The sequence below is a fragment of the Peribacillus sp. JNUCC 23 genome, from assembly GCF_053653995.1.
Genome location: NZ_CM132202.1, coordinates 239,630 through 252,638 on the forward strand (window position 1 = coordinate 239,630; position 13,009 = coordinate 252,638).

Below are 13,009 nucleotides of genomic sequence, written 5' to 3' on the forward strand. Positions count from 1 at the left end.
GAGAAGCATGAGCGACTCATTAGTAAGCATTCAAATTATCCCGAAAACAAAAAATGGGGAAGATGTGATTCCTTATGTAGATGAAGCAATAGCGATTATTCATGACTCTGGAATTAAATATGAAGTTCATCCGCTTGAAACGACCATGGAAGGGAATTTGACAGAAATCTTTTCAATTATCGAGAAAATGAATCAACGGATGATTGAGATTGGCAGTCGTAATGTGATTTCTCAAGTGAAAATTCTTTATCAACCAAGCGGTGCATCTATGGATAAATTGACAGAGAAATATCGCCCATGAAGATTTGGTATAAAGGATGGAGACCAGCTCTGGTCCTCATCCTTTTATTCATCGTATGGGAAGTTTCTTGTCGGCTTTTTGAAATACCAAAATGGCTCCTGCCTTCCCCCTCGCAGATATGGTTAGAAGGAGCTGCTGGATGGCCGAATTATCATCACCATCTAACATCGACGATTGGACTTACAATCTTGGGGTTTTTAATTGGAGCAAGTGTGGGCATTGCAGTTGCTGTTGGTCTACACCTTATTCCGAAGCTTAGAGAAGCCATTTATCCGATCATCATTCTCTCACAAAACATTCCAATCATTGTGTTGGCTCCACTCCTTGTTATTTGGTTCGGGTTTGGTATATTACCTAAAGTCATTGTCATTACGCTCGTTTGTTTTTTCCCAATCACAGTGGCTGCTTTGGATGGTTTTAGACAAACGAGTTCAGAGCTGATGCATTACATGAAAATGGCTGGGGCAACAAAGAAACAAATCTTTTGGAAACTGGAATGGCCTTATGCGCTACCATCCATCTTCTCAGGGTTGAAAATCTCCGCTACATACAGCGTAATGGGAGCGGTTATTTCTGAATGGCTTGGGGCAAAAGAAGGGATAGGTGTCTATATGACCTTAGCTTCGTCATCCTTTCGAACGGACCGTGTCTTTGTTGCGATCTTTTTGATTATGATTTTGAGTTTGGTATTCTTTGCCCTTATTGTATCGATGGAACGAATGATCGTGAAGTGGAAGCCGAAAGGAGATGGCAAGAGACGTGACTAAACTTTTAATTGAGAACATATCGAAATCCTTTGGTGAAAATCAAGTACTGGATCAGTTGTCTCTTCGTGTAGAAGAAGCGGAGTTCGTGTCCATATTAGGTCCTTCTGGAAGTGGAAAAAGCACCTTATTTCAATTAATCGGTGGATTGTTTGCACCAGACTTTGGAGAAATTAGGCTTGATGGCAAACGTATTAATGGAGAAACCGGTTCGATTAGTTACACGCCTCAAAGTCCATCGCTGTTGCCATGGCGAACGGTCCTCGGCAATATCCTGCTTGGTGGAGAAATTGTTGGGGAGACAGACCAGGCACTTGCATTAAAGATGATTGATAAAGCGGGTCTAAAAGGATACGAGAATGCCTATCCATATGAACTGTCTGGAGGGATGAAGCAGAGAGTGGCGTTTATTCGCAGTCTGCTAAGTCCGCAATCACTTATTTGTTTAGATGAGCCTTTTTCAGCACTCGATGAATTCACACGTCTCGAAATGCAAAATTGGCTCTTATCTGTTTGGGAAGAAGATAAACGGGCCATTTTGCTTGTTACCCATAATATTGAAGAAGCTCTTTATTTATCTGATCGGGTTATTGTGTTATCAGAAAAGCCTACCCAAGTGAAAAAAGAGTTTATCGTCCCGTTTCCGAGACCAAGACAAGCATCGATTTTGCTAAGCGAAGAATTTTTATCGTGGAAAAAGAAGATATACAATGAATTGCGGGTGATTATGTGAGGCAGTCTATAATCGACTCTCATATTCATTTTGATCAATATTCAGAAAGTACCCGGTCTACCATTTTAAAAGACTTGCAAGCATACAAAGTAGAGGCACTTATTTGTGTATCAACGAATCTCGCTTCTTCTCAAAAAAATTTAGCTTTAGCAGAGATGGATAAACGACTAAAGCCTGCTTTCGGCTTTCATCCAGAACAAGAGCTGCCGAGTGATTCGGAAGTGAGTCAATTATGTTCATTCTTGAATAAACACAAACATCAAATGGTTGCTATTGGTGAAGTGGGCTTACCCTATTACTTGCGGTTCGAGCATCCAAAAATACAGATTGAGCCTTATATTGAACTATTGGAGGTTTTTATAAAAAAGGCTTCAGAGCTGAATAAACCAATTATTCTTCATGCGGTATACGACGACGCTCCTTTGGTTTGTGACCTTTTAGAAAAACACTCGGTAACAAAGGCACATTTCCATTGGTTCAAAGGAGACGAAAAAACAGTTCAGCGCATGATTCAAAATGGGTATTATATTTCAGTCACCCCAGATTGCTTGTATGAAACGGAGATTCAGCAATTGATTAAAGACTATCCGTTAGCAAATTTGATGGTGGAAACGGATGGACCATGGCCGTTCGAAGGACCATTCCAAGATACGGTGACTCATCCGAAAATGATTCATGTAAGCGTACAAAAAATAGCAGAAATAAAGAACATTCAGGTAGAGAGGGTATACGAAGAATTGTATAAAAGTACGGCAAAATTTTATGGGCTGTAAATCATTTTGACTAGTTAACGAGAGACGGAGTTCCCAGCCCAAAATATTTCTTTTATTAGTTTGCAATCGTTGCCAAATCCTGTTATTATTAAGAGGAATTATTTTTGTTCGGTACTGTAGGAATCTAAAAGTGAGAACTTTTTGACTCGATTGTCACTTTGAGCAAGGATAGTAATATAATGTGTGATGAACGCACTAGGAGGCAACAACAATGGAACAAGGTAAAGTAAAATGGTTTAACGCAGAAAAAGGATTTGGATTCATCGAACGCGAAAACGGAGACGATGTATTCGTACATTTCTCAGCTATTCAAAGCGAAGGTTTCAAATCTCTTGACGAAGGTCAAGAAGTGACTTTTGAAGTTGAACAAGGTCAACGTGGACCACAAGCTTCTAACGTACAAAAAGCATAATTGATACATGCAAAAGGCAGACTCTACTTTGGAGTCTGTCTTTTTTTCGTTTGATTTAGAGTTAATCTTGTTACATAAACAAAATAAATAAAAAATCCCACTCAGTAAACAAGTGGGATAACAATAGTAACAAGTAAGAGAAAATGCATAAAAGATTTTTCCAATTATAACATAGCCATTTTAGAAAAGCCTAGTTCAACTATTTATCCCGCATTAATAGAGCGGAGGTATTAGCGGCACTAGAATGGGACTAACAATCAGTGGGGCCCACGGATTGAAGTTTCACTTTATCTCTATATAATAGATTTTGACTTACTACTTTTAATAGCTATAATATAAAAAAGGTAATTGAACAAGAAGTTCTGCATATAATTAGGATGGTATGTGAACTCTTGATTTAAATAGTAACAATTACGATTTGCAAGTTTCAAAAAATAGAGTATAATTGAGAAAAATGGGCTTATGAAAACTCGAGGTAGCTAATGATGAATGAGATTCTAATGGAATTTTTACTACGGGATATTGTTTCGCATTTACCGGATGAAAAGCGTGAGATTTATCAATATATAGTAAATGAAGAAGATCAATTGGCACAGCAAGCGGATACTGCCGACCATCTTCTGCAGTTGTTTGTGAAGTATGCGCCACATCGAACTGCAGCCAAACACTTTCACTTGGAATATGGTGAAATGATTAAGTTTATGCATGACATTGAAGGAGAAATAAGTGAGAAGTTGGAAGAAAGATGTGCAAAAGTGAAATGGATCGACATGACGGACAAAATTAAACACTCCAATTCTTCAAAAAATCCTGTGCTTACTTATTTGCTAATCACTTGAATTACACAAAAATAAAGGTTATTTCACAAGGTTTAACCTGTTGAGATAGCTTTTTTTTGCATGATCACAACCGGGAAATGGGGTCTGACCCCGCCATGAAGATACGAGACCCCTTGGTATAAGCGGGTTGGTGGCTAGTGGGTGAAGCTGGGAAATAGGGTCTGGCTCTCAAGGAGTATCAATCTTCCTGTGAGTCCCATTAGGTAATTTCGTTAATTTTTGATACAATGGAGAGTAGCATTTTGTTTTTTGGAGGTATATATATGGGAAAATTAAATAGAAATGCACCGTGTGAATGTGGCAGTGGGAAAAAGTACAAGAAGTGCTGTGGCAGAAAAGTGGATGAAAATCCAATTGCTGTTCATTATGAAGAAGCAACACTATTACAGAAGGCGTTAATGGATTTTACAGAAAAGAATTATAAAGCTGAAATCAATCAGCTTTTGCTTGATTATCCACTTCCGGAAAATGTAAGTGAAGAAGTTCAAGAAATTTATCAATTTAATGTGAATATATGGGGTACTTTCACGCAGCCCGTTGTGAACGGCGATACAATCTTTGATACATTTATGAAGCAAGAAGGGCCTCATATTGTAAGGGAGAAAACGAGAGAGATCGTAGAGTCTTGGAAAGGCACGACTCCTGTATTGTTTTCAATTAAGGAATTAACGAGTGAAACAATAACTCTAGAAGATATCGTGACGAAACAAGCTATCTCGCTTCCGTATACGCCATATGCAAGTCAGGAATTAGGAATTGGAGAAATCATTCTTGGGTATTTAGTTAATATGGGAACGAGAAGTGATTTCTTTGGTCAGTTTATTAGCTTTGAGCCAAAATTTACAGACAACATTTTAACAACTATAAATCAACAATTAGAAGAGTACAAGCATGCGGGTGGAAAAGCAGAAGAATTCATGGCTCGGAATTTCTTGCAAATCTTTCATAGTCTCGCAGCTATTACAGAAGGTATTGAATTACCAAAAACCGAAACAAATGAGCGAGTATGGTACAATGAGAAAGAAAAAGAAACGGCAGAAATGGTGAAACAAGGAATGCATGAAGAGGGTTATCCGCAGTCACTAATAGAAAGTGTTCAAGCGTTGTGGAACACCTATTGTACGGAACATTCTCCATCTATTCGAAAACCAGAAGCATTTGCTGCAGCACTGGAGTATTCAGTGAAACTGCTCTCTAAAGGGGAGTTCAGTCCTTCTCAGACTAAGCTTGCTAAGAAATACGGGGTAGGCGCTTCTACTTTATCGAATCGATATAAAGAAATGGAAGCAGCAGTTGGAGAGAAAATAGAAATATAAACAAGTAGGCTGCCATTTTGGTAGCCTATTTGAATAATAGTGCGTGTTCAAAAAGGAGGAGAGTTTTTTGAGTAAAATATCTATAAAGAATCCCTGTCCGTGTGGAAGTGAGAAAATATATAAAAATTGCTGCGGAAAGAATGTAATCGAGTTTCCGACGATTTCGATTAGTGAAGAAGCGGCAATGTTTCAAAAGGAATTATTAAAATATACTTTTGAAAGATATGAGCATGATATTCTAGATCTTGCGTTTCAATATCCGTTATTCAATTTTATGGATGTAAAAGAGGAGCCGATTCTTGTAGAAACGCATGATACCTATATGCAACACATGCGCACATGGGCAGTATTTAACCTGCCGATTGCTAAAGGACAGACGATCTTTGAAGAATTTTATCGAAAAAAACCCTCTAAAATAGTAAGGAAGAAAACGAAAAATTTGATTCTCTCATGGCGTGGAGCGACACCAAAACTATATCTGTTAAAGACCATCCATTCGGATAGGGTCGTGATAGAAGACATACTTGGTAGGATTGAGTATGAACTACCGCTTGAGTATGGAACAGGAATGGTAGAGGAAAATAGTTTACTACTTGGAATGCTATTAGATAGGGGTACTGGCATGTACTTCTTGGGAGAACCTATAAGTTTCCCTGCTGCTGGGACGGAAAAGTTAGTACAGGAATTTCAGGATGAATTGGAAGAGCATCTTGAAGATGATGGAGGGTATGAAGATTTCTACCAAATTGATTTTCCGTACCTTCTTGAAAGGCTACTCCTGAGGATGATGGGGGATATTGACCTGCCAGATATCACACAGTTTGAATGGAGCTCAGAAAAAGAGTTACAAGTAGCGATTCTTATTCAAGAACATATGAGAGAAGATGATTGCCCAATAGATATGATTATGACCGCCATTGTAATTTGGAAGTCGTATTGTGAGAAAGGGTCCCCTTCTATACGTAAACCAGAAGTGTACGCTGCATTAATTGACTACTTGGTACAATCCGCTTTACTGGATATTTTAGCACCGTCACAAAAGGAAATTGCTGATAAGTATGATATAAGTGAGGCAACCATTTCCAAACTGTACAAAAGGATTGGAGATATCCTCTATGAAGAATTGGAGGGTCTTGGGATGACTGAAGAAATGGATTATGAATATTAATGGAAAACGCAGAACTCCTTTTTCATTAGAGTTTTGCGTTTTTTACTGCGAAAAAAATGAAGAGTTGTGGAAAGAGGAAATATTAGATGAAGTATTGGGGCCAGTAGATAAGATCGATGAATTCTTTTCGGTTGTATGATGGTGAAATACTCATCCTTCCTTGTATCCCGGTTTAACAGGCTGTAATACCTCCACCTCAACTTTTGTTTAGAGAACCAAGGTAAGGTGAAAATAGGTGGGGGATAAACAGCCTGTAAATCCCCGATTGGTTCAACTAACCATCATTGGGGGATGAACCCCCCAATGATGGAAGTTTCACTTTATCAAAAAGCTTGCCTGAATTGTTCGGTTACTTCGGTGATCTTGCCAAGGAATAGGTAGGAGTATACGAACTATAAGTGAGTGTTCAAAAAGGATAAAAAGAGCCTATAAGTTCTGCGAGCGATCGTCACAAACCTTTCGCGTATGGAGTAATACGTGAGGACCGGACTTGCAGGATGTGCTGACTTCTGTGTTGCTCGTCATGACGTGCGCGATTTTAGCAGAAGGTCATTCATGAGCTTTGATGTAATTCGCAAGCTTTTTTACCGTACCCTTTGAACATCCTCTATAAAAAACGATTTGCCAAACGAACATTCATATGGTAAAATTTCCATAACTTAAATGAAACGGAGGGGTTTACGGTGAAGTTTATCAGACTACGTTCAACACTTTGTGCCGCTAACTGAATAGTGCTCAAAAAAACTCTGTCTGTGTGCAGGGTGAACGGGATAAGTCTGCCTAATTACCATAACCCTATAATAAAACCATGAGGGAGGGCTGGATGAACGCTCTCTTTTTTTGTATAAAGGACATGGGGAAGGGGCTTCGCGACTTTCTACTATAGACAATCTACTTCGCAGATATACGTACTTTATTGAAGTACTTCAAAATCCGGCTCCGCACCGCTACCATTGTGATTAGGCGAGTGTAGTGTGCTACAGGATGTATTCTTCATGGTAGATGGTGTGGCGTTAATGCCATATTCGTTTGTCTATACTAAAGAGATGTCCTTTACTTCACCTTTTTCGTTTACTCAAACACAGGCGATAGGTCTGTGTTTTTTTAGCATATTCAAACTACGGTGCAGCAAAGACATTAACAAAACTTAAGGGGGAATATGCAAATGGAAGAATTGCAACAAAAAGCAGTATTAGTTGGAGTAAATATTAATAATCATCGGGACTTTGCTTACTCGATGGAAGAGCTTGCAAATTTAGCGGAGGCCTGTGGTGTAGAGGTCGTTGGCGAGATGACTCAAAATTTACAAAGAGTGAATTCATCTCATTATATTGGCAGTGGTAAGGTAGATGAAGTAAAGACTCTTGTAGAATATAGTGATGGAAATCTGGTTATTTTTAATGATGAACTATCTCCATCTCAAATTCGTAACTTAGAACGAGATTTAGACTGTAAGGTGATTGATCGTACGATATTAATTCTTGATATTTTTGCAGATCGGGCGAAGACGAGAGAGGCACAGTTACAAGTGGAAGTGGCGGAACTACAATATATGTTGCCGCGCTTGATTGGTCTCAGAGAGTCGCTAGGGCGTCAAAGTGGTGGTGTCGGTACAAAGAACAGAGGGGTTGGGGAGAAAAAGCTTGAGCTTGACCGTCGAAGAATCGAAGAGAAGATTAATGTATTGAATAAAGAACTAGAGACGCTTGTTGCTCACAGGAAAACACAGCGGAAGCAGAGAAAGAAGAATGCAATCCCTGTTGTTTCACTTGTTGGGTATACAAATGCTGGAAAGTCAACGATTATGAATGCTCTTGTCGAGAAATTTCATGCATCTACGGAGAAGCAGGTTTTTGAAAAGGATATGCTATTTGCGACATTAGAGACATCTGTTCGAAACATCCCGCTTCCGGACAATAAAGAATTTCTATTAACGGATACAGTTGGTTTTGTTTCAAAGCTGCCGCATCATCTTGTAAAAGCATTCCGATCAACGCTTGAAGAAGTGGCAGAAGCTGATTTGCTCATTCATGTTGTTGATTTTTCCAATGCAAATTATGAACAGCTTATTGAAATTACAAATGAAACACTTAAAGCAATTGGAATTGAAAATATCCCAACCGTTTATGCGTATAATAAGGCGGATTTAACGGAAATGGAGATCCCGCAAGTTCGTGCTGATTCTGTTTATTTGTCAGCAAAACAGAGAATTGGCGTGGCTGAATTGATTGAAAAGATTCGTGAAAACATCTTCACAGATTATGTTCGCTGTGAACTGCTAATCCCGTATGATCAAGGTCAGATTATTTCTTATTTTAACGAACATGCGCAAATTCTTGAAACGGAATATGAAGAAGATGGCACGAAAATCAAGGTCGAGTGTAAACATAGTGATTATGAAAAATACCGAACGTTTGTGTTGGAAGAATCGTGAAAGCAAGTAGGTTTTGTGGTTTATTTGCTCTAACTATGAGATTAAAGGCTGGAAGGTAGAGTGGTCATAAAGAAGCGATAGGTAAGATGGGGATTGCGAATCATTTCCTATAAAACGGGTTAGCTCCAATGCTAACCCGTTTTATTTTGCATTTATTTTTTTGATGAGCATTCTGTACACGTAACCACGTAGGATTCTGCTTGTTCATCAATATGATGGCCGCAATCCGGACATTGTTTCGGTGGTAAGTTTCTGAAGAATTCCATAGGTTTATTTGTTTGCATGTGTAGTTCCTCCCTTTTTATAATACAGATTCAAATTATTGTTTGTTGTTATAATACAGTATATACCCATTTGTTATAAATGTATAGGTTATTATCAGAAAAATATAATAATTATTAATGTTAATATTTCCCTTTTGTTGTGGCAGTGTTCTTCTCAATTTTCAAGAATAAAAAGAAACAAGACAATAGGTATGGAATTTCAAAACATTATGACATTTATCACCTCGGTTTCATGATGTTTTCTACTAATTGCCAGTGAGTTCTTTTCATAGTATAGATGTATCGGAGGTGGAGAGATGATTACATTTGAACATGTGATGAAATCTTTTAAAGAACATAAAGCGGTGGATGATGTTTCATTTTCAATTCGGGCGGGGGAAATGGTGACAATCCTTGGTCCGAATGGGGCCGGAAAGACGACAACGCTCTCGATGTTACTTGGCTTAATAGAGCCAACAGAGGGGACTGTTCAATTATTCGGTCAACATCCTAAAGATCGATCAGTTCGGGAACGCATCGGTGCCATGCTTCAGGATGTTAGTGTAATGGACGGTTTAACTGGGATAGAATTAATTCGTTTGTTTAGAAGTTATTATAAAAATCCGCTATCATTTGAACAGTTGATAGGGGTCACAGGAATGAGTAGCAAAGACCTGAAAAAACGAACAGAAAAGCTTTCGGGAGGTCAAAAACGGCGGTTAAGCTTTGCTCTAGCCATTGCCGGAAATCCAGATGTGCTTTTTTTTGATGAACCAACTGTCGGATTGGACGTTACAGCAAGGCGATCGTTCTGGGAAACGATTAGAAAACTTAATGACCAGGGGAAAACAATCATTTTTACAACTCATTACTTGCAAGAAGCGGAAGATGTCGCTGATCGGATTATTCTCATTCATAAAGGTAAAGTAGTTGCCGATGGAAATCCGTTGGAGATGAGAGCGAGATTTACGAAAAAGACCGTTTCGCTTGATGATAATCAAACATTAAATATTGATGAATTAGGACAAATCGCAAATGTGTCCAATATATTTAAAGAAAGTAATCGCATTTTTATAGAAACGACTGACTCGGATGCTGTACTTGCCGCTCTTTATGAAAAAAAGGTAAAGATGAGTGGGATTCAAATTGAGCAAGGACGCTTAGAAACAGTGTTTGAACATTTAACAGCAGACAATGAGGAGGTTTTGCTGAAATGATATGGATGCAATGTAAGGCAGAATCATTAAGAATTATTCGAAATCCGTACTATCTTTTTTGGTCATTGTTTATGCCGGTACTCTTTTATTTTATCTATACAAATGTATTTAAAGTGAATGATACTACAGTTTGGAAAGCACATTTTTTAATGTCAATGGCAACATTTAGTGTGATGGGATCCTCCATTATGACGATGGGAATCAGGTTGGTCCAAGAGAGGGCCGAAGGGTGGGCAAAGTTTATGAGAATCACTCCACTCCCTTATAGTATCTATTTCTTTTCAAAAATAGTAGGTCAATCGGTTGTTCATATATTATCGATTGTTGTGATCTTTGCGGCTGGAATCCTCATAAATGGCGTGACCATGTCTGCCGGACAATGGGTGATGAGTGGGATATGGATTCTTCTCGGTTCATTGCCATTTCTGGGATTGGGTGCATTGGTAGGGACAATGAAACGAGTCGACACAGCTTCTGGAGTAAGTAATGTTATTTATCTAGCATTGGCTTTTATGGGCGGGATGTGGATGCCAATGGACGTATTGCCGAAAGTCTTTCAATCTATTTCTCATGGGCTACCTTCGTATTATTACGGAAGTGGAGCATGGGAGATTATTCGCGGGGAGTCTCCTTCTTTGCTTTCAATTATGATTCTACTTGGGTACCTTTTCCTATTTACGGTATTATCAGGGTATATAAGAAGGAAACAGGAAGCGATATAGAGTTAGGAGTGAAAGAATGAAGAATTTTCAGCTCTTCCCTAAACGATATGGGTACTTACCTTATGTGTTTTTAATTTATGGCATTTTACCACTGGGTTATATCCTAACAGAGTCAGGTATGAAACAATTGATTGGTTTTCTCATGTGGGCCTCATTCCTTGTCTCTTATCGGCAACTGTATAGTACAGACAACTGGCATGTTTTCCATCGCTGGCTAGCCATTCAGTTGATTATTATTTTTACATTAAGTCTGGCTTACAATCTTAATTGTCTATTTATGGGCTTTTTTGCAGCCAATTTTATTAGTTGGTATAAGGATCGGAAAGTATTCAAATGGGCGATGATTGCTTTTGGCATTACCCTTCTTGTACCATGGGCCTTTTACTTACCGTCTTTGTCTATCACGTCTATTTTTTATTTAACTCCATTTATCATCGTTATGGTCACAACCCCTTTTGGGATGCGTTCCATGTATGAACGGATGGATTTGGAACGTAAGCTTGATGAAGCAAATGAACAGATTAAGGAACTTGTTAAAAGGGAAGAGCGAATGAGGATTGCGCGTGATCTTCATGATACGTTAGGTCATACTCTTTCTTTGTTGACGTTAAAAAGCCAATTAGTCGCCAAACTAGCGAATAAGCAACCAAACCGTGCTAGAGAAGAAGCGATTGAAATGGAGAGGATATCGCGTTCTGCTCTTCATCAAGTAAGAGAACTTGTGGCAGATATGCGGGCAATTACGGTAGCAGAAGAAGTAATTGAAGTGGAAAAGATTTTAACTGTTGCAGAAATTAGGCTAATCGTTGAGGGAGATACGAAATTAGCGGACGTTCCTTTCCTTACTCAGAACATCCTGAGTATGTGTATCCGTGAAGCTATAACAAATGTGGTCAAACATAGCGGGGCTTCAATCTGCACCATTACAATTGAACAAATAGAAGGGAAAATTGCCATTGTCGTAGAAGACAATGGTAAAGGAATAGGATTGAATTGTCAGAATGGAAATGGTCTAAAAGGCATGCAAGAAAGGCTTTCTCTCTTAGATGGAACCCTTTCGCTGTCTGAGAGCATGGGGACAATTTTACGTATCGAAGTACCTCAAATCTTAAAACAGCATGGGGAGGAGGTTGCTTTATGATTCGGTTGTTACTGGCTGAAGATCAAGGAATGTTGCTCGGAGCATTGGGATCTCTATTAGATATGGAGGATGATATTGAAGTTGTAGGTCAAGCGATTAATGGGAAGGATGCGCTCAATCTTATCGACCAATTGAAACCTGATGTTTGCTTACTTGATATTGAAATGCCCATCAAAACAGGCCTTCAAGTGGCGGAGGAGCTTCGACAAAAGAAATCAGATGTAAAAATTGTCATCCTTACCACGTTTGCAAGACCAGGATATTTTGAGCGAGCGGTAAAGGCAAATGTTCATGGTTATCTATTAAAAGACGGATCAGTCGATGAATTAGCCCAGTCCATACGAAACGTTATAAAGGGAAAACGTCAATTTGCACCTGAACTGATTTTTGGAAGTATCGGAGAAGATAATCCACTTACTGAACGAGAAAAGGAAATATTAAAATTAGTTGCTGTTGGAAAGACAGCTAAGGAAATATCAGGAGTGCTCTATTTGTCTACTGGAACTGTTCGGAATTATATCTCGGAAATACTTAATAAACTACAGGTTAAAAATCGAATTGAAGCCATTACTATCGCGGAACAAAAAGGGTGGGTGTAAGGAAAATGGAGCGAAAGCAGAAGGGAGACTAAAATGAGGAAGGTACGTATAGAACAGTTGATCGAGGAAATGGATATTCAATTTGAGGGGTATCAAACCTTCATGTCATTAAAAAATGGAAAGTTTGTCACTGTTTCAGCAGGAGAGTTATGCTTGGCAGAAGACGAGCCACTAGACACAATGCCGGAATGGCAGCAGGAAGAAATTGAGTTGGCGATTGATGTGCTGGATCATTTCGATGAATATAAGGGAATTCCATCCAAGTTTGATATTAATGAGTATCAAATGATGGTGGATTTCTGTTGAGAGCAAAGCGATGAGACTGTT

At 38.8% G+C, this 13,009-nt stretch carries 15 protein-coding genes; 14 read left to right on the top strand and 1 reads right to left on the bottom strand.

Translation table 11 applies throughout. From position 1 onward, the window contains the following. The first annotated feature begins 7 nt into the window (after nt 1-7). The 9 genes from JNUCC23_RS01295 to hflX all read left to right on the top strand — a co-directional run bounded on the left by JNUCC23_RS01295 (nt 8) and on the right by hflX (nt 8,740). The gene (locus JNUCC23_RS01295) at nt 8-301 is read left to right on the top strand and encodes a thiamine-binding protein (RefSeq protein WP_062186957.1); all 294 of its coding nucleotides are present in this window, start codon (nt 8-10) and stop codon (nt 299-301) included. Further along, nucleotides 298-1,068: an ABC transporter permease gene (locus tag JNUCC23_RS01300; protein ID WP_403077271.1), complete on the top strand. Its 771-nt coding sequence runs from the start codon at nt 298-300 to the stop codon at nt 1,066-1,068. The genes JNUCC23_RS01295 and JNUCC23_RS01300 overlap by 4 nt, the downstream gene beginning before the upstream one ends. Further along, nucleotides 1,061-1,798: an ABC transporter ATP-binding protein gene (locus JNUCC23_RS01305; RefSeq protein ID WP_403077268.1), complete on the top strand. Its 738-nt coding sequence runs from the start codon at nt 1,061-1,063 to the stop codon at nt 1,796-1,798. The genes JNUCC23_RS01300 and JNUCC23_RS01305 overlap by 8 nt, the downstream gene beginning before the upstream one ends. Next, nucleotides 1,795-2,571 (top strand): TatD family hydrolase, encoded by a 777-nt coding sequence (locus JNUCC23_RS01310; RefSeq protein WP_403077266.1) that lies wholly within the window; start codon nt 1,795-1,797, stop codon nt 2,569-2,571. The genes JNUCC23_RS01305 and JNUCC23_RS01310 overlap by 4 nt, the downstream gene beginning before the upstream one ends. A 211-nt stretch (nt 2,572-2,782) precedes the next feature. Further along, nucleotides 2,783-2,983, top strand: coding sequence for a cold-shock protein (locus JNUCC23_RS01315; RefSeq protein WP_034304915.1), 201 nt, complete (start codon nt 2,783-2,785; stop codon nt 2,981-2,983). Between the two features lie 485 nt (nt 2,984-3,468). Further along, on the top strand, nt 3,469-3,822 hold the full coding sequence (locus JNUCC23_RS01320) for a hypothetical protein (protein ID WP_454213854.1): 354 nt from the start codon (nt 3,469-3,471) through the stop codon (nt 3,820-3,822). A gap of 263 nt (nt 3,823-4,085) precedes the next feature. Next, nucleotides 4,086-5,138, top strand: coding sequence for an SEC-C metal-binding domain-containing protein (locus JNUCC23_RS01325; RefSeq protein ID WP_062186947.1), 1,053 nt, complete (start codon nt 4,086-4,088; stop codon nt 5,136-5,138). A gap of 67 nt (nt 5,139-5,205) precedes the next feature. Continuing rightward, a complete protein-coding gene (locus JNUCC23_RS01330; protein ID WP_454213856.1) occupies nt 5,206-6,306 on the top strand; it encodes a hypothetical protein in 1,101 nt (366 codons plus the stop codon). A 1,165-nt stretch (nt 6,307-7,471) separates the two neighbouring features. After that, nucleotides 7,472-8,740 (top strand): GTPase HflX, encoded by a 1,269-nt coding sequence (hflX, locus tag JNUCC23_RS01335; protein WP_403077254.1) that lies wholly within the window; start codon nt 7,472-7,474, stop codon nt 8,738-8,740. Nucleotides 8,741-8,892: 152 nt separating this feature from the next. On the opposite strand, the gene yhfH is transcribed toward hflX, so the two are convergent. After that, complete coding sequence (gene yhfH / locus JNUCC23_RS01340; protein WP_082675249.1) at nt 8,893-9,024, bottom strand: protein YhfH; 132 nt, start codon at nt 9,022-9,024, stop codon at nt 8,893-8,895. A 296-nt stretch (nt 9,025-9,320) separates the two neighbouring features. On the opposite strand from yhfH, the gene JNUCC23_RS01345 reads away from it, so the two are divergent. The 5 genes from JNUCC23_RS01345 to JNUCC23_RS01365 are packed head-to-tail and all read left to right on the top strand — an operon-like array spanning nt 9,321 to nt 12,988. After that, nucleotides 9,321-10,220, top strand: coding sequence for an ABC transporter ATP-binding protein (locus tag JNUCC23_RS01345; protein WP_403077251.1), 900 nt, complete (start codon nt 9,321-9,323; stop codon nt 10,218-10,220). Then, on the top strand, nt 10,217-10,942 hold the full coding sequence (locus JNUCC23_RS01350) for an ABC transporter permease (protein ID WP_403077248.1): 726 nt from the start codon (nt 10,217-10,219) through the stop codon (nt 10,940-10,942). Before JNUCC23_RS01345 ends, JNUCC23_RS01350 begins: the two co-directional genes overlap by 4 nt. Nucleotides 10,943-10,958: 16 nt before the next feature. Next, nucleotides 10,959-12,083, top strand: coding sequence for a sensor histidine kinase (locus tag JNUCC23_RS01355; protein ID WP_454213859.1), 1,125 nt, complete (start codon nt 10,959-10,961; stop codon nt 12,081-12,083). Then, nucleotides 12,080-12,682 (top strand): response regulator, encoded by a 603-nt coding sequence (locus JNUCC23_RS01360; protein ID WP_403077239.1) that lies wholly within the window; start codon nt 12,080-12,082, stop codon nt 12,680-12,682. Before JNUCC23_RS01355 ends, JNUCC23_RS01360 begins: the two co-directional genes overlap by 4 nt. Before the next feature lie 33 nt (nt 12,683-12,715). Continuing rightward, entirely contained in the window at nt 12,716-12,988 is a 273-nt protein-coding gene (locus JNUCC23_RS01365; RefSeq protein WP_454213861.1) for a hypothetical protein, read from the top strand. The last annotated feature ends 21 nt before the right edge of the window (nt 12,989-13,009 follow it).